The organism is Caulobacter sp. Root1472, from assembly GCF_001426985.1.
Lineage (GTDB): Bacteria > Pseudomonadota > Alphaproteobacteria > Caulobacterales > Caulobacteraceae > Caulobacter > Caulobacter rhizosphaerae.
In genome coordinates this window covers 54,928-75,881 of the sequence record NZ_LMFX01000009.1, presented here as the reverse complement: position 1 = coordinate 75,881, position 20,954 = coordinate 54,928, and the positions used below count along the sequence as shown (strand labels likewise).

Here is a 20,954-nt window from a genome sequence, read left to right as displayed (position 1 = left end):
CAGGGTCCCAAAACAGTTAAGGCGGTCGGACCTTGCACGTCCGACCGCCCCCAACTCAAGTCTTGTTCCGCATTTCGGCGATTTCCGGGTCGCGACGGCCCTTGAAATCGCCTCTCAGGGGGCTAGAGCACGCCCAGCATCTCCGCGACCAGCGGGTGACGGACGATGTCGCGGTCGGCCAGGCGGACCACCGCGATGTTCTCGACCGGCTCGAACTTGGCCGACACCTCGGCCAAGCCCGAGATGCCGGGCAGCAGGTCCGACTGGTTGGGGTCGCCGGTCACCACCATGGTCGAGTTCCAGCCCAGGCGGGTCAGCAGCATCTTCAGCTGCATGTAGGTGCAGTTCTGGGCTTCGTCGATCACCACGAAGGCGTTGTTCAGGGTGCGGCCGCGCATGAAGCCGACCGGGGCGATCTCGATGGCGCCCTCGGCCATCAGGGCCCGCATGCGCTTGACCGACAGGCGGTCGCTGAGCGCGTCGTAGAGCGGGCGCAGGTAGGGGGCCAGCTTGTCCTCCATGTCGCCGGGCAGGTAGCCGATCGACTCGCCGGCCTCGACGGCGGGACGCGACAGCACGATGCGGCCGACCTTACCGGCCTCCAGGGCCTCCACGGCCTTGGCGATGGCGATGTAGGTCTTGCCGGTGCCGGCCGGGCCCAGCGCCATGATCAGGTTCTTGTCGTCGATCGCCTCCATCAGGGTCGCCTGGCCCGGCGATTTGGGTTTGATCGTTTTGAGGTAACTCTGGTCCCGATCCTCATGCCCCGGATTGCCCAACGGCGACCAAGCTTGGCGATGCTCCACCGGCAGGCGGCGCACCTTGGCGTCGTCGTCGTAACGGCCGGCGTCGTTCGCGCCTTCGCGCACCATCCGCTTGAGAGCTCGCTTGGTCATGAAAGCCTCCATTCAGGCATGAAAAAAGGACGTGGCCGAATGGCGACGTCCTTGGAGCAGGTGGAGAAGTGAAAAGCGGAGGCGCGTGCGCGGCCTGGCGGTTCGGAGCTTGCCCCCGAAGGCGGTGATGAACGCCCAAACCCCAAAACCGACACCCAAGGTCTCCGTTTACCGGGAGGCCGCGTTCGGCGATCGAGCGCGGCTCGGATACGAGAAGAATGACTCCCGATGTGGGAGTGTTCCCCCTCGAATCGCACAAATACAATGGGGCTCACATGGTTTATGAGCCGTTAAGGCCCTGCCCGCCTTTAGAACACGAGGTGTACGGATGACTGTCTATTCCTTGGGCGCCGCAAGTCCTTCCCTGCCCTCGGACGGCGAATATTGGATCGCGCCCAGCGCCTCGGTGATGGGAAATGTCCTGCTGCGGAAGAATTCCAGCGTCTGGTGGGGCGCAATAGTTCGCGGCGACAATGATCCGATCGAGATCGGCGAGAACAGCAATGTCCAGGACGGCTCTGTACTTCACACCGACGTCGGCAGCCCGCTGACCATCGGGGCCAATGTGACGATCGGCCACATGGTGATGCTTCACGGCTGCACGATCGGCGACGGCTCGCTGATCGGCATCGGTTCGATCATCCTGAACGGGGCCAGGATCGGGAAGAACTGCCTGATCGGGGCCGGCGCCCTGATCACCGAGGGCAAGGAGATCCCCGACAATTCGATGGTGATGGGCGCGCCCGGCAAGGTGGTCCGCGAGATCGGCGAGGGCCACGCCCTGATCCTCCAGGCCTCGGCCCTGCACTATGTCGAAAACTGGAAGCGCTACCGGACCGAGCTGTCTCGCCTGGACTGAGGCGCCGGCGCGACATCAAGCTGCAGCGAAACCGGTCGAAGCTTGGCGAGGGGCCAGCGTCGCGAGCGCGTATCCGCTTGGCCATTCCGTCTTTCGAAGGACCTGTCCCATGACCCTGCGCGCCCTGCTCGTCACCGCCCTGGCCGCTTCCACCCTGGTCGCGGGTCAGGCCAGCGCCCACGCCAAGCTCGTGGCCTCCGATCCGGCGGCGAACGCCACGGTGGCGGCGCCGAAGACGGTGTCCCTAACCTTCAACGAAAAGCTCGCGCCGGCCTTCTCGACCTTCGAGATCGCCAGGGCCGACGGCGTGAAGATCCCGGTCAGGACCACGGTCTCCAAGGACCGCAAGACCGTCTCGGGCGCGCCGCGCGACAGGCTGGCGGCCGGCGCCTACAAGGTGACCTGGCGCGTGGCGGCGGCCGACGACGGCCACCGCATGGACGGGATCGTCACGTTCACGGTGAAGTAGCCGTGGAAGCGGCGGTCGTCGGTCTGCGCTGGGTCCAGTACGCGGCGAGCTTCGTCCTGACCGGCGGCGCCCTGTTCGCGCTCTACGCCCTGCCGGCGCGCGGACCGTCGAGCGCGGCGGCGCTGGCCTGGCCGCGCCAGGTGCTCGCCGGCTCGGCCGCCATCCTCGTCCTGGCGACGGCGCTGGGCCTGCTGGCCCAGACCGCGGTCGTCGCCGGGTCGCTGTCCGCCGCGCTCGACCCGACGACCCTGGCCTCGGTGCTGACCGACATGGCCATGGGCCCCTCTTCCGTGGCGCGCGGCGTCTGCGCCGCCTTGGCCCTGGGCCTGCTCCTGGGCGTGCGCCCCGGCGTCCCGGCCTGGGTGGCGAGCTCAAGCCTCGGCGCCGTCGCGACCGCCAGCCTTGCCTGGATGGGGCATGGCGCGGCGACCGAGGGCGCAGGCGCGCTGGTCCACCTGGCGGCCGACCTCGCGCACCTGGCCGCGGCGGCCGTCTGGACCGGCGCGATCGTCTTCTTCCTGATCCTGGCCCGGTTCGCCGACAGCACGGATGCGGACGGCCTCGAAGCGTTCCACGGCGCGCTGGCGGGGTTTTCCGGCGTCGGCTCGGCGCTGGTCGCCGTGCTCCTGGCCACGGGACTGATCAACAGCGGGTTCCTGGTCGGGGTGGCGGGCCTGCCCAGCCTCTCTGCGACCCTCTATGGCCGGCTTCTGCTGCTCAAGCTCCTGGTCTTCGCCGCCATGCTGGTTCTGGCGGCGGCCAACCGGTTCCGGCTCACCCCGGCGTTGCGCGGCGGGCTGGAGGATCCCGACCGCTCCGCCGCAGCCATCGCCGCGCTCAGGAAGAGCCTCGCCCTGGAGGCGGGCGCCGCCCTGGCCGTCCTGGCCCTGGTGGCCTGGCTCGGACGCCTGGCGCCCATCTCCTCGCTCTAGTCGCTCCAGGCGCCTCCTCCCCTCATCCGCCGCGGGGACCATCGCCGAGCCATTCGGTCAGCCGCTTGCGGGCGCGATAGACGCGCGTCTCGACGGTCTTGACGCTGACGCCCAGCAGGTCGGCGGCGGCCTGCTGGGAATAGTCCTCCAGACAGGTCAGGATCAGCGGCTCCTTCAGCTGGGCCGGCAGGCGGGCGATCGCCGCTTCCAGACGAGCCAGCCGCTGGGCGCGTTCGGCCTGCGCCTCGGGATCAGGGCCCCTGTCGGCGTAGTCGGGCGCCCCCGGCGCGTCGATCGAGCGTTCGCCGAGCACAAGCCGCCGGACCAGCAGGCGCCGGCCGCGATCGCGGCATTTGTTGAGCGCGATGGCGCGCAGCCAGGTGGGAAACGGACGGGCTGGATCGTAACGGCCCAGCGCCTTCCAGGCCGACACGAAGCTTTCCTGGACGATGTCGCGGGCCGCCTCGGGGTCGCCGACGTGGCGGCGGGCGAAGGCGAACAGCGCGCCCTTGTGCCGGCGCATCAGCTGGCTGAACGCCGGCTCGTCCCCGGCGGCCGCCCGCCGCGCCAGCTCGGCGTCGTCCTGCTCGCCCGGGGCGGCGGTCACGGCGTGTCGTTCGTCAGGGCCTCGCTGACGCGGCGGTCGAACTTGGCCGCCTGCTCGGGGGTCAGCACCTTGCGCATGGCCAGGACGTGCTGGACGGTCTCCAGCTGCAGCGCCCCCATGGCCGCATGGAAACGCTCCACGGCCGCCTCGACCTGCGGCGTGTATTCGTGACGCGCCTGGATCGCCGCCGCCAGCTGGGCGTTGGCCGCGCGGAGCTCGGTCTCGCGGGCCTTGCGGCGTATGGCGAAATCCCGTTCCAGGGCCTCGAGGCGCCGGTCCTGTTCGGGGGTCAGCTCCAGGTCATGGTGGACCATCGCGTGCAGCGAGGCCGAATGACGGCTCGGCAGCAGGCCGGACGCGCCGATCCACGCCCCGGCGGCGCCCGCCAGCAGGGCCAGGACCACGGTCAGGACGAGGCCGGCGCTGATCCGGGGCATCAGCGGCTCGTCAGGAGGGTCGAAGGCGCCAGATGCGCGTCGACCGAGAACACGGAGATTTCGGCGGGCCGGCGCGCCGCGGCCATGGCGGCGTAGCTGCCGCCGGCCAGACCGATCCCTAGCGCGACGACGACGCAGGCCGCGCGCAGGGGCAGCAAGGCGCCGGACGAACGCCGGCCGTCGCGAAGGCTGTCGATACGCGACCACACCTCGCCCTCAAGGCCCTGCAAGGCCGCCGTCGGCGCCCGCCGCAGCTCCTCCAACATTCCGTCGAGCGCGTCGCTCATGGCCGATTCCCCTGACCTTCAAGCCGACTACGCACGCGCCGCCCTGATCCCTCAAGCGCTGGAGGGCCGGGGGGCGATCGGCCGCTCAGCGCGCGCCCTTGGCCAGCATGGCGTCCATCTGGTCGATTTCGGCCTGCTGCCCCTTGATGATCGCCGCGCACAGCGCCCGGATCTGCGGATCGCGCACGGGAGCCTTGCCGCACATCAGGATCGCGCCCGAATGGTGCGGGATCATCGAGCGCAGGAATTCCCGGTCGCCGATCAGCCATTGCTGACGAATGGCGACGAAACAGACAAGTCCCAGCACCAGGCCGGCGCCGACGAGGGCGTGGTTCAGCCGGGTCTTCGGATACATCATGCTCATCAGGAGCAGTTCGAGGACGACCATCGGCGCCGTCATCAAGCCCGCCATATAGGCCTGGTTGAGGTTGGGCCGGATGCTCGAGGCCTTGTCGACCATGGCGTACATCAGGCCGTACATGGCGGCGAACGACAGGATCATCATCACCGCCAGCCTCAGATAGGGCCGGTGACGCCCCTGGGCGTGATGCTTCTGGGAATGGCCTTTCTCCATCGTCGCCTCCGCTATTGCTGCAGCCGTTCAAGGTCTCCATACGGCCCGCATCGCCGACGCCCTCGTTTGCCGACCACTCTGTTGGCGCAGACGCCAGCCAACCGCGCATGTACGTTTTGGACGGCCTCGACGGGCCGCTCCACGAACGCGACTATTTGCGCTATTCCGATCAAACCCAGTCCTTGCAGGCGCGTTCGGACACGTGCGCCAATCATGTCAGCGATCCAAACAATCCAGACAGTGACTCCAGATGCGCATCCTAGGTCCCCGGTTTGCTGGCTCACCGGTCTTGGCGATCGGTCTGATGTGCGCCGCCCTGGCCTCCCCTAGCTTGGCCCAAGCGCCGCGATTGCCGCTCCCGGTCGGCGAAACTCAATCGCCGACCTGGGAGCAAGTGAAAAACCTCTACCGATGCGAAGATCGCGAGGTCGGCCTTGAGCTTCTCGGTCAGGACGGCAAGGTCGAGCTTAGCCGATACACGATAGACGGGCGCGCCATCAGCGAGGATCAGCGCGTTCGGATCAACCTGCGCCTGGCGGCTTTAGGGCGCCTCGGCGATGTGTCGCTATCCTGCGGGAAGGGGTTCGAGCTCATTTCGATCGGAGGCGACAGTCCCCGTGGCCCGCACTCGCCCGCCCGGGTGAACCTGCGGGTCGTTGGCGGCCATCTGGCGGAGTAGGACCTTAGGACACCTCGTAGGGGGTCGAGGGCCGCGTACCGCCAAGGACGAGGTCGCTTGATGCGGACCAAAGGGATTCAACCGGCTCGAGCGGCCCATCACCCCTGAAAGGATCGTTCAGGCGGCCAGCTAGTCGGTCGGGCTCGCTGACAGCGCGCTGAGCGACCCGCAGGTCCACACCAAGCCCTCCAGCTTCCCAGGTGAAAAGAATTTCCGCGTCGAGCTGGCGCGCCAGACTTCTCATCAGCCGCGAGCCGAACCCAGTGCGCGCGGGGGCCGCGACCGGCGGACCGCCATGTTCCTGCCAGCTCAGCGACCAGCCGGCCGGCGTTCCGCTCCAGCGCACGTCCACGACGCCGTCGGTCACCGATAGAGCGCCGTACTTGGCCGCGTTGGTCGCCAGTTCGTGCAGGATCATGCTGAGGGGCTGCATTTGTTCGGCGCTGAGCGGAACCTCGTCGCCCGAAAGATGAAGGCGCGAGGCGGCGACGACCGAGGACAGCAGCTCGTCGCGCACGACCTGACCGATCGAGCCGCCCCGCCACTGGCTCTTGGCCAAGGCGGTCTGGGCGCGGGCCATGGCTTCGACCCGCCCCTGCAAGGCGGATCGGAAGGTCTCGACATCGGGCGCATCGGTCAAGCGAACGACCGACTGGATCACGGCTAGGGAGTTTCTCGCCCGATGGTCGACCTCGCGCATCAGGAGGTCGCGGGCTTCCTCGACAGCCTTGCGCGCGGTGATGTCCACCGCCGTGCCCGTCACGCGCATGCAGCGCCCCTCGGCGTCGAACAGCCCCCGCCCCTTGGCCGCCACCCAGCGGACGGCCCCGTCGCTGGCGCCGATCGTGCGATATTCCACGTCGTAGAGGGCGCGAAGAGCGGGATCCGAGGCGGCTGCATAGGCGAGCGTCGTGGCCTCCAGGTCCTCGGGATGAAGACCCGCGTAGAAGTCGGCCATGGAGACCGGCTGGTCCAGCGGAACCCCGAACAGGCCGCGCACCCGATCGTCCCAGTAGAGCGCGCCCCCGCCGCCTTCCACGTCCCACAGGCCGACCTCGGCGAATTCAGTGGCCAGGCGCAGGCGGGTCTCGCTCTCGGCCAGGGCCCGCTCGGCCGTCAGGCGCTTGGTGATATCGCTGATGATCGCGTAGACGCCCACGACCTCGCCGGCCGCCGCGCGGCGCGGCACATAGTCGACATGAACGTCGCGCTGGCCGCCATCGGGATAGGCCATCTGGCTTTCGAAGCTCATCGGCTCTCCGGCCAAGGCCGCGCGCAGACGGGTCGCCACGCCGGCATAGGCGCTGGGACCCAGCACCTCCTCGACCGATCGGCCAAGGAGAGCCTCCGGGGACCGCCCGAACCAGGTTTGGTAGGTCTGGTTCACGAACCGGTAGCGCTGATCGCGGTCGATGTAGGAGATCAGCAGGGGCGCGGCGTCGGTGATCCGCCGGAGTTCCTCTTCGCTGTTGCGCAGGTCGGCTTCGGCCCCCACTCGCTCGACGAAGGCCCAGGAACGCTCGGTGACCTCGCGCACCAGGGCCAGTTCGCGGTCGGTCCAGACGTGCGGGCCGGCGTGGTGGACGGCCATCAGGGCCCGCAGGCGCCCGTCACGCACCAGCGGCATGCAGATGGTCGAGCCGATGCCGATCGCCTGAAAGGTCGCCGCTTCCGCCGGCGCGATCTCGACGCGATTGTCGTTGATGACCAGCGGCGCGCCCTTGCGAAGGTTCTCCACCGCCAGCTTGCCGAAATCGGCCAGTCGGTAGCGGCCCACGATCGACGGCGAGCCCGGCGCCGACCAATCACCCCGTATGGTGAAGCCGTCCTGGTCGTCGTCCATGTCCGCATAGGCGCAGATCGCCACCGCCATCTGTTCGCCCAGCATCCGGGTGGTCATGTCCATCACCGCGTCGGCGCTGGCCAGGCTGGTCGTGGCCCGGGTCAGGCGGTCGAGGAACAGCAGGGTCCGCTCGCTCTCGTATCGCCCTGCCCGCTCGATCGCCGCCGAGGTGGTTTCCACGCACACGCACAGCACGCCGGGGATCGCCTCGCCCATCGGGATGGGGCTGTAGGAGAAGGTGAACCAGGCCGGTCCGGAGGCTTCGGCCCGGTGCAGGGCGACTTCGAGATCCTCGAAGAAGCTGGCCTCGCCGGCGAAGGCCTTGTCGATCACCGGCTCGATCTGGCCGCGGACTTCCGGCCAGACCGCCCAGAACGAACGCCCCAGGGCGTCGGAGTGCTTAGGGCCAAGCACCGCGCGATAGGCGTCGTTGTAGATCATCGCCCGCGAGGGTCCCCACAGGAGGAACATCGGAAAGGCCGCGTTCAGGAGGACCTCGACCTGTTGGCGCAGCGGTGCGGGCCAGGCTTCCACCGGCCCAAGATGGTCCTTGAACCAGGCATCGGTCGCCAGGCGGTCGGCGACGTCACCGCGCGCCGCGAGTGGAGGATGGCGAGAGCTGGTCAATGGCTAATCACCCAGGACGAGGTCATGCGACACGGGTCCCCGCGAGGCCCCGACCGGTGACAACGCCAAAGCCAAGCTGGAGTTGCCGCCGGGGGCCGAGTCGCCGCAGCGGGCGCCCCAGACCTGCACACCGCGCGGGTTAGTGGCCGCCCTCGACCCAACCGACGCCAGCGGCGCGGAAGCCTTCCGCCAGCGCCGCTTCGAGATCCAGGGACTCCCACCGCCGCATGGGATTGAGATGCCCGACCATGTCGGGCAACAGCCGGACGCCAAAGCGACGGGCGGCGCTGCTGGATTTGTATCCGGCCTTGTGCTGGTCGAAGCGCAGATCCGGATCGCGCGCGGTCTGGCCGACATAGAGGCCCCAAGGCTCGGCCCGCCGTGGATCGTGCAGCAGGACGACGTACACCGAATGCTTGGCGCCGGGGGCGCGGCGCGTCGTGGCCTTGAACGCGCGGGCGACGCCCAGCGCCCGGTCTATCCAGTGGGGGCCAGGATCGCGCAGCATCGCGTCAGGCTATGAGCGGGAGCGTTTGGGCGCCAGTCGCAGAAGGCTTGAGCGCGCGCGACGGGCGGGCAAACGTCCGGCAAGTCATGACAATGGCGCGAAGGCCCCTCCCCGAGGGTCAGGAAAGCCGAGGACTTCCCGCTTCCGGCTCGAGACAGGCGGCGAGCACTTCATCCATCGCCGACAGCAGCCGGGCCGCCTCGATGGGCTTGCCCAGATGACGGTCGGCCCCGGCTTCGAAGCTCGCGCGCAGGTGTTCGGGCAGGACATTGGCGGTCAGCATGATCAGCGGGCAGGCCCGTTGATTCAAGCGCTGCTCAAGGGCGCGGATTTCCCGCGTCGCGCTCAGCCCGTCCATGACCGGCATCTGCATGTCCATCAACACCAGGTCGAACGGCTCGGCGGCAAAGGCCTCAAGGGCTTGACGACCGTCGCACACCGACACCAGGTCCACGCCGATCTCCCCGAGGATCAGTTCGATGACCTTGCGGTTGACCGGGTGGTCCTCGGCCAGGAGGACCCGGATGGCGCCATGGCGCTGAGCCGGCGTTTCAGGCGCCTGGAGGGCTGTGGCCGTGGCGAGGGGCAGCTCAAAGGCGAACGAAGAACCCTCGCCGACCACCGAAGCTGCCGCCAGTTCACCGCCCATGGCCCGGACCAGTTCGACACAGATCGACAGGCCAAGGCCCGAGCCGCCATAGCGGCGGGTTATGGAGTCGTCGGCCTGGGCGAAGCGGTCGAAGATCCGTGTCCTGGCCGCGGCGTCGAAGCCAATGCCGGTGTCGCGAACCGCGAACGCCCAACCGCCCTCGCTTGGCGTACAATCGAGCCGCACCGTCCCCGCATGCGTGAACTTGACCGCGTTGCTGAGCAGATTGCCGACCACCTGGCGCAGCCGCACGGGATCACCCACGACCCAGTGCTCACCCAAGGGAGCGGCGACCTCGTAAGCAAGGCGCTTGGCCTCGGCCGCCGGACGGTGCAGGTCCGCGACCTCGCGCACCAGGCCGGCGAGCTCGAACGGATCGTGCGAGATCCGCATCGCCCCCTCTTCCGAGCGCGCCAGGTCCAGGACGTCGCTCAGCAGCGCTTCGAGCGTTCGAGCCGCGCCGGTCATCGCCCTGAGAATGTCGGCCTGGTCCTCGGCCAGGCGGGTGCGGGACAGCACGTCTCCCAGGCCCAGGATGCCGTTCAGCGGCGTGCGGATCTCGTGGCTCATATTGGCCAGGAAGCGCGTCTTGGCTTCGCTGGCCACCCGCGCCTGATGCAGGGCCTCGCGGTCCGAGATATCGCGAACGATGGCGCCGACCATGATCCGGTCGTTGTCGCGCCACGTCGACAGCGACAGGCTGGCCGGAAATTCCTGGCCGTCACGGCGTAGGGCCGGGACCTCGACGGCGCCGCTAAGGGTCGGACGCCCGCCATTGCACAGGCGTGCGAACCCTCGATCATGGCCCGCCCGCATCTGTGGCGGGATGATCATCCGCAAGGGCTGGCCCAGGGCCTCGCGCGGGCTGTAACCAAATATGGCTTCGGCCGCGGCGTTCCAATGCATGATGACCTGGTTCTCGTCGACGATCAGAACCGCGTCTGAGGTGCCGTCAAACAGCTGCGACAGGAAGAGCTTCTCACGACGCGTTTCCAGGCGCTCGCCGACGATCCGAGCCAGGAGCTCCAGCTGAGCGAGCTGGGCTCCGGTGAAGGCGCGCGGAGCGAGGCTGGTGACGCAGACCGCGCCCACCACATGGTCTTGGACAATGATCGGCGCACCGGCATAGGCGCCGACATAGTCGATGTGGGCGAAATCGGCGTGCTGGCGAACGTCCTCCAGGACGAACGCGCGTCCGGTTCGAACCACATGGTCGCAAAAGGCGTCGGACCTGGGCAGACGCCGGGCCGGAACGCCGTCGGCGGCCTTGAACCACACCTGGTCGGCGTCGACGAAGGACACGAACCCGGCGTCGGCGGCCGCCGCCGCCCGTGCGGCTTCGGCGATCAAGTCGAACGCCCGCTGCCGCGCCGAACTCGCGAGCCCGAGCGACTGCAGGATGGCGATGCGTTGGTTCTCGTCGGAAAATTCGGTCTGATCCAACCCGGCCCCTCCATGGCCGAGTATTGTGCGCGGCGAAGGTTTGAGCAAACCCTTGTGGTCTTGTGAGGTTGATTGTCGCAGCGGCCGCGAGGGGCGAATTCGCTTGCGCGTCCACTTTTGTGATCGGCTCTCGACGCGATCGCCATATGAGGCGTTGATCGTCCATGAGAACACCAGACGCCACCTCCCATTACGACGTCATCATCGTGGGCGCGGGCCCGGCGGGTCTGACGGCGGCGACGTATCTTGGCCGGTTTCGTCGCAAGGTGCTGATCCTCGACGGCGGCTCGCCGCGCGCCAGCTGGATTCCCGAGAGCCACAATACCCCGGGCTTCCCCCGCGGCGTCGGCGGGCCGGCCCTGCTGACCGAGATGGGCCGGCAGGCTCGCCTTTACGGGGCCGAACGCCGGATGGGCCGCGCGCGGACCCTCGAACGCGCCGGCGCGGGATTTGAACTCACGCTCGACGCAGACGCACCAGAGTCCCCGCCCCTCATCGCCCGCTTCGTGCTGCTGGCGACCGGTGTCGTCGACCGCCTGCCCGATCTGCCAGGCGTCGAGGCGGCCATCCGCGCCGCCAAGGTCCGCATGTGCCCGATCTGCGACGCCTACGAGGCCATCGACCAGAAGATCGCCGTGCTTGGCGAGGGAGACCTCGGCGCGCGGGAGGCCGCGTTCCTGACCACCTACTCCAAGACCGTGACCCTGCTTCATCTGGGTCCGTTGTCGACCCTCGGCCAACCTGGCGCGCTGAAAGCCAAGGGCGTCGAGATCCTGCCTATAGCGCTTTCGAATCTCTCGCTGGCGCCGGACCGGATCGAAGCCAACCCGGCGGGCGGGGCGAGCCGCACCTTCGATTGTCTCTATCTGGCGCTGGGCTGCGAGATGCAAAGCCGCTTGGCGGTGCAGTGGGGCGCGGCGCACGACGCCGAGGGCAACCTGATCGTAAACGCCCACCAGGAGACCTCAATCGAACGGCTCTACGCGGCGGGCGACGTCGTGCGCGGCCTCAACCAGATCGCCGTCGCCACAGGCGAAGCGGCCATCGCCGCCACTGACATCCATAAGCGGCTGCGAGAACTGGATGGCTGACGGCATTTCACGGAACGAGGAAACCTTGGCTTTGGCTTGGGGGTTATCACCCGGCGGGTGGTCGAAAGGCGACCGTCAGCGCCCGGCGACCCACCACCAGGAGCGTTCATGCCAATCGACGTCGCGCCGCCAAGGACAGAACCCCGGATCGCCACCGGCGTGCCGGGCCTGGACGAAATCCTGGGCGGGGGCCTGACGCGCGATCGGATCTATCTCGTCGAGGGCACGCCCGGTTCGGGCAAGACGACCCTGGCCCTGCAGTTCCTGCTCAAGGGGCGGGAACTTGGCGAAAGCGGCCTTTACATCACCCTGTCCGAAACCGAGCACGAGCTGCGCGCCGCCGCCGCCAGCCACGGCTGGTCGCTCGACGGGATCGATCTTTTCGAGTTGGTCAGCGAAGAGGGCCTGGACCCCGACAGCGAGCAATCCGTGCTCCACCCTTCCGATGTGGAACTGGGCGAGACAACGCGCGGCGTCATGCGCCAGGTCGAAGCGACCAAACCGATGCGGGTGGTGTTCGACAGCCTGTCGGAGATGCGCCTGCTGGCCCAGAACCCGCTGCGCCACCGCCGACAGATCCTGGCGCTCAAGCACTTCTTCTCGACCCGCAACTGCACGGTGCTGCTGCTCGACGACCAGACCGCAGAGCATGGCGACCTTCAGCTTCACAGCATCGCCCACGGCGTGATCAGCCTGCAGCGCACGCCCCAGGAATACGGCTCCCAGCGGCGTCGGCTGGAAGTGATCAAGATGCGCGGCATCAAGTATCGCGGCGGCTTTCACGATTTCGAACTGGACACAGGCGGCATCAGGGTCTTCGAGCGCCTGGTCGCCGCCCATCACCATGCCACGTTCACGTACGAAACGGTGTCGACCGGCGCGCCGGGCCTGGACACCCTGATCGGCGGCGGCCTCTCGCGCGGCACCAACACCCTGATCAGCGGCCCGTCCGGCGTGGGCAAGACCACGACGGCCGTGCGCTGCGCGCTCACGGCGCTGGAGCGCGGCGAGAAGGTCGCCTACTACCTGTTCGACGAAGGACTGCCGACGCTGCTCGCCCGCTCCAAGGCGCTGGGCATGGACTTGCAGCCATTTCTCGACAGTGGGCATTTGCTGATCCGGGCCATCGATCCAGCCGAACTCTCGCCAGGCGAGTTCGCCTGCAACGTCCGCGAGGCCGTCGAAAACGTCGGCGTGGGGCTGATCGTGATCGACAGCCTCAACGCCTATCTTCAGGCCATGCCGGGACAAAAGTTCCTGCTGCTGCAGATGCACGAGCTGCTGACCTACCTCAACCAGCAGGGCATGGTGACCCTGCTGATCCTCGGCCAGCACGGCTTCATCGGGGAAGTGCGGACCGACATCGATCTCAGCTACCTTAGCGACAGCATCCTGCTGTTCCGGTTCTTCGAAGCGGCGGGGTCGGTGCGCACGGCGATTTCGGCCGTCAAGAGCCGAACGAGCGAACATGAGAAGACCATCCGCGAGATTCGTCTGACCGAGGATGGGATCGAGGTGGGGCAGGCGCTGATCGACTTCCAGGGCGTGATGTCGGGGCTTCCCGCCTACGAGGGAAAGATCGCGATGCTTGGCGATCAGGATCCGTCCACGGATGGATGAGCGCATACTGGTCCTGGCGCCGCGGGGGCGAGACGCACCGGTCATCGCCGAAACGCTCGCCGGCCTGGGACATCACACCGTCATCTGCGCGGACCTGCCGGTCTTGACCCGAGCCTTGCAGGAGGGCGCGGGGGCGGCGATCCTCACCGAGGAAGCCCTGGCGCAAGACGCGACCGAGACCTTGAACGCCTGGCTGTCCGCCCAGCCGCCATGGTCGGACTTCCCGTTTATCGTGCTGGTCACCAAGCAGGCCGGCAAGCGCGCCCGGGCCGACGCGGACCGCTTGCAGGCCATGGGCAACATCGTCCTGCTCGAGCGCCCGATCAACGCCGAGACCCTGGTCAGCGCGGCCGCCTCCGCGCTTCGAGCGCGCCGTCGCCAATACCGCGCCCGCGACCAGTTGACCGACCAGGCCAAGGCCGAAGCCCAACTTCGCTTCGCCCTCGACGCCGGCCATCTGGGGGCCTGGGATCTCGACCTCGACAGCCGCGGGCTGACGACCTCGCAACAGACCAAGGCCCATTTCGGCCGCGCGGCCGACGAGCCGCTCACGCTCGACGACATCGAAGCGGCGGTGCATCCGCAGGACGCCGCCCGGCGCCTGGCGGCCTTGGAGACCTCGATCGCCGAGGGCGGCGACTACGACGTCGAGTACCGGGTGACATGGCCCGATGGCAGCCTGCACTGGCTGCAGGTTCGCGGTCGCCTCAACCTTCACACGCCGGGCCAGGCGCGACGCATGTCCGGTGTGATCCTTGACGTCACCGACGCCAAGACGGCGGAGGCGGCCTTAAGGGCGATGAACGAGACGCTGGAGCGTCGCGTCACTGAAAGCGTACGCGAACTCCAGCATTCCAACGCCCGGCTCCTCGAGGAGATCGGCGAACGCGAACAGGCTCAGGCCGCCCTGGTGCAGGCCCAGAAGATGGATGCGATCGGCCAACTGACGGGCGGCATCGCGCACGACTTCAACAACCTGCTGACCGCCATCGTCGGCAACATCGACATGATCGAGCGGCGCAGCGATGATCCGCGCGTCCAGCGGATGGCGGCCAACGCCCGCGAGGGGGTGGAGCGCGCCACCAAGCTCACCGCGCAATTGCTCGCCTTCTCCCGCAGCCAGCAGCTCGACCTGCAGCCGGTGGAGGTCGACGCCCTGATCACGGGCATGGGCGACCTCCTGGCGCGAACCTTGGGACACACCGTCGAGATCCGCACCGACCTGCGCGCGGGCGCGGCGCGCGCCAACGCCGATCCCAACCAACTGGAGCTGGCGATCCTCAATCTCGCGATCAATGCGCGGGACGCGATGAGCGACGGCGGGACCGTCACGATCGCGAGCCGCACGGCCGACGGTTGGCGCGAAGGCCTCAAGCCCGGATACTACGTGGTCATCACGGTCGCCGACACCGGCCACGGCATCCCCGCCGATCTGCTGCAGAAGGTGTTCGATCCGTTCTTCACCACCAAGAGCGTGGGCAAGGGCACCGGCCTGGGCCTTAGTCAGGTGTACGGCATAGCAACCCAGTCCGGCGGCACGGTGCGGGTCGAAAGCACGGTCAATGTCGGCACGACGATCCAGGTCTGGCTGCCGGTTAGCGACGCCGCCGAGCGTCTGCGCCCGAGCGATGCGCCCTCCAGCGAAACCCCGCTCAGCCAGGGCGAGCGGGTGCTGGTGGTCGATGACGACCCGGGCGTGCGCCAGTTCATCGTCCAGTGCCTGAGGTCCCTGGGCTACACCGTCACGGAAGCTGCTGGCGGCCAGGCCGGACTCGACCGCATCGCAACCGATCGGCCGGATCTGATGGTGGTGGATTTCGCCATGCCGGGCGTCAACGGCGCCCAGGTGGCGGCCGACGCGCGCAAGGCCTTCCCGACCTTGGCTGTGCTTCTCGTGACCGGGTACGCGGACGCGCAGGCCATCAAGGACCTCGTCAAGTCCGAGGCTGTGCTACGCAAACCTTTCAAGGTCAGCGACCTGGCCGTCTCCGTCCGACGCGCCCTGGAGGAGGCCGCAAGGGTTCTTGACTACTCCCCTTAGCCGACGGTCAGGCAGGTACGCGCCAGGAGCGGACTTTGGCGTGGCGCGGGAAAGACGATCGTCAGGCGGTGCGCCCTCGGCAACAATCGTCGCCAACGAACACCGCCGAATCAACGGTGTTCATGGACTTTTCCGTTGCCTGCTCGCACCACCAGCGTTTGATGAGGATCGCCATGCGCCAGCCTGCAAGTCGTCGCGCCTTTCTTCTCGGCGGCGTGGCCGCGGCGGCCACCAGCGCCGCGGCTGGACCGCTCGCCGCCGCGAGCCGGGTCAGCGAACCCGATTTCAGCGTCGTGCTGCCTGGGGGCGTCCTCCAGATCTTCGCCGTCACCGACCGCGCGTTCCGGGTCCGCTTCGTCCCGGAGTCCAACGCCCGCTCGGCGCCGCCGAGCGATATTCTCCTGCCCACGCGCGCCCCGCGGCCCACGCGCCGCCGACAGGGCGACATCACGCGCCTGATCCTGCCTCACATCACCTGCGAGATCGATGCGGCCTCGACGGTGCGCTTCTTTGATGCGCGAGGCCGCCTGCTGCTGGCCGAGACCGCGGGAGGCCGCCGGCTGGAACCGGGCCGGCTCGGCGAGGAGACCATCCACATCGCCGAGCAGAGGTTCGAGTCACCCGCCGATGAGCGGCTGTTCGGCACGGGCTGCTTCCAGGACGGAGCGCTCGACCTGCGGGCGCTTCCGCGGCGGCTCACCCAGGTCAACACCCAGATCAGCCTGCCGTTCATGCTCTCCAACAAGGGCTATGGCCTGCTGTGGCACAATCGCGGCATGGCCGAGCTGAACCCGCCGCCGCATCGCGCCGTGCTCACCAAGGGCGCGGCGGGCGAAGCCCGGACGGCCGACGTCACCACCACCGCCGGCAACGCCCGCGTCGAGCGCAGGCTGACGGCCTTCGAGGGCGAGATCCGGGTCGAGCAGGCCGGCCGCCAGGCCTTCCTGCTCGACATCGGCCAGAAGATGGCCTCGATCCACCATGTCGAGATCAGCGACCAGGTCATGGTCGACTTCGCCAATCTCTGGCTGCCGCCGACCACCAGCTTCCTGGCCGACCTCCCGGCGGGAACCCACAAGGTCAAGGTGCTCGCCAACGACAGCGACGCCCCTGTGCTTCACCATGGCCCGGCCGTTGCGGCCACGACCTGGCGCGCGCCGGTGGCGACCGCGATCGACTATGTGGTGATCGCCGGTCCCAGCGCCGCCGAGGTGATGACCGGTTACCGTCAGCTGCTGGGCGCGACCTCCATGCTGCCGCGATGGGCCTATGGCTACATTCATTGCCGCGAACGCTTCCACTCGTCCGACGAGATCCTCGAGACCCTCGACGAGTTTCGCCGTCGCAAGCTGCCGGTGGATGTCATCGTGCAGGACTGGCAGTACTGGGGAAAGTACGGCTGGAACGCCATGCGCTTCGACGAAGACCACTATCCCGATCCCGCGGGGCTGATGCGCGCCCTGCACGCGCGCAACGCCCGCTTCATGCTGTCGGTCTGGTCCAAGGTCGGCAAGGACACCGACCTGGGCAGGCAGGTCGCCGCCAAGGGCTACTACATCCCGGGCACCGAATGGATCGACTTCTTCAATCCCGAGGCCGTCGCCTTCTACCGGGCCCAGCACGACCAGCACCTGGGCAAGCTCGGCATCGACGCCTGGTGGCAGGACGCCACCGAGCCCGAGAACGACGACCTCGTCGGCCGGATGACCGCCGCCGGTCGCGGCGAACATGTCCGCCTGGCCTACCCTCTCGAAGTGACCCGCGCCGTCCACGACGAGCGGCGCCGCGCCGAGCCGAACGTGCGACCGATGATCCTGACGCGCAGCGCCTTTCTCGGGCAGCAGCGCTATGCGGCCGCCACATGGTCGGGAGACATCGGCAACGGTTGGGACACGCTGGCGCGCCAGATCCCGGCGGGGCTCAACATGGCCGCGGCCGGCCATGCCTATTGGACGGTCGACGCGGGCGGCTTCTTCCGACCCGGCGAAGGGCAATACACCGACCGGGGCTACCACGAACGGTTTCTGCGCTGGTTCCAGTACGCCACCTTCCTGCCGCTGCAGCGCGTACACGGCTACCAGACCAACACCGAGTTCTGGCGCTATGGCGAGGCGGTCGAAACGGTCGCCCGGCAGTATCTCGAGCTGCGCTACCGCCTGCATCCGTACCTCTACAGCCTGGCGGGCGAGGCGTCGCAAAGCGGCGTGCCGATCATGCGCCCGTTCGTCTTCGACTTTCCTCAGGACGCCGACGCGTTGGCCGAGAAGCACAGCTACATGTTCGGCCCTGCCCTTCACGTCGCGCCGGTGGTGGCGGGCGGTGCGGACCAATGGCCGGTCTACCTGCCGCGAACTCCGGGCGGCTGGATCGATCTTTGGACCGGCCAGCACCGCGAGGGCGGTCGCCGGCACGAGGTGACCACGCCCATCGAACAGTTGCCTCTGCACGGTCGGGCCGGCGCCATCCTGCCGATGGGCCCGGTCATGCAGTCGACGGCGCAGACCACGGGCGCGGCGATCGACCTTTTCGTGTTTCCCGGCGCCGATGGCGCGTTCCAGCTCTACGAGGACGACGGGCTCAGCAACGCCTACGAGCGGGGCGCGTTCTCGACCATCGCGATGCGCTGGAACGACGCGAAGCGCGAACTCGTCATCGAGGCTGCGCAAGGGCGGTTCGGCGGCGCGCCGTCACAGCGCCGCTTCGATCTGCACCTGGTCGGACCCGACGATACGCCGCTGCGGCCGAGCCGCGGCGTAGCGGTAAACTATCATGGCGCGGCCGTGCGTCAGCGGTTGGGGTGACCACCACGCTGGTGACGGGAGCATAATCCATGCGCCCGGTTCGGGTGAACGCTAACCTTGGCTGCAACGAAGTTCGCCGATGACTCCAATGGGCGCTCCGGACCCTTCATCAGGCCGAACGCCCAGCGATCGAGGGCGCATGAAACACCGTTTCGAACAAGGGCGGGCTTTGGCAGCGTCAGTGGGCGCTGCTACAGCACTATCGAGTAGAGTGAACTGAGAGGACGACGACATGGCTTTGCTCGACGAGCTCAAAGCTGACCAACTCGCGGCGCGCAAGCTGAACGACCGTCTGAAGGCCAGCGTGCTCACCACATTGATCGGCGAAGCCACGCAGATCACGACCGAAGAATTCAAGCGCGGCGTGACGGAAGTCACTGACGAAAAGGTCGCCGCAACCGTCGCGAAGTTCCTGAAGAACACGAAGCTGACGCTGGATAACCTCGCGACCGAACGCGCGCGCCTGATCGAAGCCGGTGGCGATGCGTCGAAGGTGGACGAGCGGACTAGGGCGGCTGAAGCCGAACTGGCGATCCTGTCCTCGTATGGCCCGAAGCAGATGACGGAATCGGAACTGCGCGAGGCCATCAACGACTTCCGGGCCAAGAACCCCGGCGCCAACGTCGGGATGATCATGGCCCACCTGAAGACGAGCTTCGGCGGTCAGTATGACGGCAAGGCGGCCAGCGCGTTGGCCAAGGCTTGATTGAGGGCGACTGCGCGGTCTTGCGGCGGGATTGGACGCGACGCTCTCCGAGCAGTCCGCGCACGCGCTGCACCCTATCGCGGCCGTTTGCAGGACTAGGCCTATGAGGCGGCGACCGACTTGCATGCCTGCCCTCAACCAACCTTGTGTGACTCTCAGAAGGTCGCCTTTCGGCGCGGAGACCGAACGTCCGGTTCCGGAGCCCGCCCAATTTCTGTTCCCCATCGTCGCCGACGCCATCCTCGATCGAGTGGCCAATACCAGCCACCATATCCAGCTGGCTGGCGAAACCACGCGCAAGCTCGGGCCGGCGCCGTCAACTTAACGCCAACAGGTCAAACGTCCACTCTCCGTCCTCCTCGCGGCTTCTAGGAACTCGGATCGGGCCGTAGTGCATCGCTTCGGCCCGATCGGCGATCGACAGCAGCAGCGCTTTTTGTATGCCGTCCTTTCCTCTGCCTCGACGCCTCACCCTCAGAAAAAGCGGGAAGACCCTAGGATCGACCTCTGTTGAGCCCTCTTGAGCCACCCGGTCGATGGTCGCGGGATAGTCCAGAAGCACCTGGGCAGCGAGCGCCAACTGTATCGCGGCGACCTCAGCTGACACCGCCGCCTCTTTGTTGTCTGGCGTCAATGACCTGACCAGGATGTGAAGCAACCCTCGGCAAGCAGTCTCGCGCTACTCTTCGAGCCGTTCCGTTATGGGCGACCGGAGCGAACGGTCTCCATCCAACTGGAGACCGCGCACACACTTGTCTTCGACGATCGGGCGCAGATTGATGCGCTGCTCGCCGAGTTCACAACAGCCCATCCGGCGGCAGACGCGCGCCTCTTCGAGAAATACCTCCGGGTCCGAATCCGAATTATTCAAGCGATCGCCGCCTTCGTCGCCGCGCACATCGACTTCAACGCGGCTTCATTTATCGACGACGCGGCGCTGATTTGCTCGAACACGCTTGCATTCCATTTGGCCGACAACGACGAGCGCGCTGCACTTCAAATTCTATTCCGAAACATCGCCACCTATGTTGCCGAGCAAGCGCCGAGCGAAGAGTTGCGCGTTAGTATTCGTCGGTCCGCTCTCTCGCCGATCTCCGTCCGCGCACTGTCTGAGTGGCTAGCCAATAACCTCACGATTGTTCGCCAAGCGTCGCAGGATAACACTCTCTTCGCCGCGTTGTCGGGGCAACTCCTCACTCACACGAGAAGTGACGAGTTGCTCTCCCTCTCGCTCCCCGACGTTGTTGTCCCGCTCGCCGCACTATGGATGGACGCCACGCCCTTCTGGCAGTTGAACGACTACCTGGCTGGCCAAGAAATCAAGATCGGTGCTCGTAACCCTTGGGTCGAGGGCTTGGTCGGGCTCTGCGAGTCGGGCTTTGGCTTTGACGGCGCGATGCTGTTCAGCACCATCGCTGACTTGGTGGAGCCGACAGATGCGGATTTGGCCGGCGATATCGCGCTCGTGGGCAAGCGTCTAAAATATGGCCTGCCAGGTCGAGCGGCGATTACCTTCTACGAAATCGGCTTCGCCGACCGCGTCGTCTCGATGGCACTCGCCGCGCTATTCCCGCACGTGGTTGATCGCTCAACTGCGATCCTTGGATTGCGGGCGCGAGCCGCCGAAACACGCGATGCCCTCGCGGGCTTCCCGAGTTACTTCGCTGGTGTCCTCAATGAACTCATCGCTTAGCGGCCAGCGACATGCTGAATTCTCGCGAATAGATTTCGCCGAACGCCGCTATGCGATCGATTTGCAAAGCTGACAATGCAAACTTGAATCAGGGTCACCTCTAACCTGAACCAACAATTCCGCAGCCCCTTGCCGGCCGTCCAAACCCGCGCCACTCTCTGCCTTAACAACGATAACATTCCAGGGAGGCGA

The 20,954-nt window shown here is 67.3% G+C and carries 19 protein-coding genes; 10 read left to right on the top strand and 9 right to left on the bottom strand.

The window, feature by feature from the left end:
• Positions 1-122: 122 nt before the first annotated feature.
• Entirely contained in the window at positions 123-908 is a 786-nt protein-coding gene (locus ASD47_RS08000) for a PhoH family protein (RefSeq protein WP_156402167.1), read from the bottom strand.
• A 316-nt stretch (positions 909-1,224) separates the two neighbouring features.
• Between ASD47_RS08000 and ASD47_RS07995 the strand changes: the two genes are divergently transcribed.
• The 3 genes from ASD47_RS07995 to copD all read left to right on the top strand — a co-directional run bounded on the left by ASD47_RS07995 (position 1,225) and on the right by copD (position 3,156).
• On the top strand, positions 1,225-1,755 hold the full coding sequence (locus ASD47_RS07995) for a gamma carbonic anhydrase family protein (RefSeq protein ID WP_056754125.1): 531 nt from the start codon (positions 1,225-1,227) through the stop codon (positions 1,753-1,755).
• A gap of 109 nt (positions 1,756-1,864) precedes the next feature.
• On the top strand, positions 1,865-2,224 hold the full coding sequence (gene copC, locus ASD47_RS07990; protein WP_056754120.1) for a copper homeostasis periplasmic binding protein CopC: 360 nt from the start codon (positions 1,865-1,867) through the stop codon (positions 2,222-2,224).
• A 2-nt stretch (positions 2,225-2,226) separates the two neighbouring features.
• Positions 2,227-3,156 (top strand): copper homeostasis membrane protein CopD, encoded by a 930-nt coding sequence (gene copD / locus ASD47_RS07985; protein WP_056754117.1) that lies wholly within the window; start codon positions 2,227-2,229, stop codon positions 3,154-3,156.
• Positions 3,157-3,178: 22 nt separating this feature from the next.
• On the opposite strand, the gene ASD47_RS07980 is transcribed toward copD, so the two are convergent.
• The 4 genes from ASD47_RS07980 to ASD47_RS07965 form a co-directional block, all read right to left on the bottom strand.
• Complete coding sequence (locus tag ASD47_RS07980; RefSeq protein WP_056754114.1) at positions 3,179-3,763, bottom strand: RNA polymerase sigma factor; 585 nt, start codon at positions 3,761-3,763, stop codon at positions 3,179-3,181.
• Positions 3,760-4,200, bottom strand: a complete 441-nt coding sequence (locus ASD47_RS07975) for a periplasmic heavy metal sensor (RefSeq protein ID WP_056754112.1) — start codon at positions 4,198-4,200, stop codon at positions 3,760-3,762. The genes ASD47_RS07980 and ASD47_RS07975 overlap by 4 nt, the downstream gene beginning before the upstream one ends.
• Positions 4,200-4,487 carry a hypothetical protein gene (locus ASD47_RS07970; protein WP_056754108.1) on the bottom strand — a complete coding sequence of 96 codons (288 nt, stop codon included), beginning with the start codon at positions 4,485-4,487 and terminating at the stop codon, positions 4,200-4,202. Before ASD47_RS07970 ends, ASD47_RS07975 begins: the two co-directional genes overlap by 1 nt.
• Before the next feature lie 85 nt (positions 4,488-4,572).
• Entirely contained in the window at positions 4,573-5,061 is a 489-nt protein-coding gene (locus ASD47_RS07965; protein ID WP_200945241.1) for a DUF305 domain-containing protein, read from the bottom strand.
• 289 nt (positions 5,062-5,350) lie between these two features.
• On the opposite strand from ASD47_RS07965, the gene ASD47_RS07960 reads away from it, so the two are divergent.
• Positions 5,351-5,740 carry a hypothetical protein gene (locus tag ASD47_RS07960; protein ID WP_156402166.1) on the top strand — a complete coding sequence of 130 codons (390 nt, stop codon included), beginning with the start codon at positions 5,351-5,353 and terminating at the stop codon, positions 5,738-5,740.
• Between the two features lie 4 nt (positions 5,741-5,744).
• Here ASD47_RS07960 and ASD47_RS07955 read toward each other — a convergent pair whose 3' ends face one another.
• The 3 genes from ASD47_RS07955 to ASD47_RS07945 form a co-directional block, all read right to left on the bottom strand.
• A complete protein-coding gene (locus ASD47_RS07955) occupies positions 5,745-8,210 on the bottom strand; it encodes a PAS domain-containing protein (RefSeq protein WP_056754104.1) in 2,466 nt (821 codons plus the stop codon).
• Between the two features lie 139 nt (positions 8,211-8,349).
• Positions 8,350-8,718, bottom strand: a complete 369-nt coding sequence (locus ASD47_RS07950) for a hypothetical protein (protein WP_056754101.1) — start codon at positions 8,716-8,718, stop codon at positions 8,350-8,352.
• Positions 8,719-8,836: 118 nt separating this feature from the next.
• Entirely contained in the window at positions 8,837-10,810 is a 1,974-nt protein-coding gene (locus ASD47_RS07945; protein ID WP_056754098.1) for an ATP-binding protein, read from the bottom strand.
• A gap of 164 nt (positions 10,811-10,974) precedes the next feature.
• On the opposite strand from ASD47_RS07945, the gene ASD47_RS07940 reads away from it, so the two are divergent.
• The 5 genes from ASD47_RS07940 to ASD47_RS07920 all read left to right on the top strand — a co-directional run bounded on the left by ASD47_RS07940 (position 10,975) and on the right by ASD47_RS07920 (position 19,069).
• Positions 10,975-11,901, top strand: coding sequence for an NAD(P)/FAD-dependent oxidoreductase (locus tag ASD47_RS07940; protein WP_056754095.1), 927 nt, complete (start codon positions 10,975-10,977; stop codon positions 11,899-11,901).
• A 108-nt stretch (positions 11,902-12,009) separates the two neighbouring features.
• Complete coding sequence (locus ASD47_RS07935; protein WP_056754090.1) at positions 12,010-13,521, top strand: ATPase domain-containing protein; 1,512 nt, start codon at positions 12,010-12,012, stop codon at positions 13,519-13,521.
• Positions 13,514-15,562, top strand: coding sequence for a PAS domain-containing hybrid sensor histidine kinase/response regulator (locus tag ASD47_RS07930; RefSeq protein ID WP_056754087.1), 2,049 nt, complete (start codon positions 13,514-13,516; stop codon positions 15,560-15,562). Before ASD47_RS07935 ends, ASD47_RS07930 begins: the two co-directional genes overlap by 8 nt.
• Positions 15,563-15,735: 173 nt before the next feature.
• Entirely contained in the window at positions 15,736-18,363 is a 2,628-nt protein-coding gene (locus tag ASD47_RS07925) for a TIM-barrel domain-containing protein (protein ID WP_156402165.1), read from the top strand.
• Positions 18,364-18,595: 232 nt separating this feature from the next.
• Entirely contained in the window at positions 18,596-19,069 is a 474-nt protein-coding gene (locus tag ASD47_RS07920) for a GatB/YqeY domain-containing protein (protein ID WP_056754082.1), read from the top strand.
• Between the two features lie 316 nt (positions 19,070-19,385).
• On the opposite strand, the gene ASD47_RS07915 is transcribed toward ASD47_RS07920, so the two are convergent.
• Entirely contained in the window at positions 19,386-19,703 is a 318-nt protein-coding gene (locus ASD47_RS07915; RefSeq protein ID WP_235525822.1) for a hypothetical protein, read from the bottom strand.
• A 15-nt stretch (positions 19,704-19,718) separates the two neighbouring features.
• Here ASD47_RS07915 and ASD47_RS07910 point away from each other — a divergent pair, with 15 nt between their 5' ends.
• A complete protein-coding gene (locus ASD47_RS07910) occupies positions 19,719-20,762 on the top strand; it encodes a hypothetical protein (protein ID WP_056754077.1) in 1,044 nt (347 codons plus the stop codon).
• Positions 20,763-20,954 lie beyond the last annotated feature (192 nt).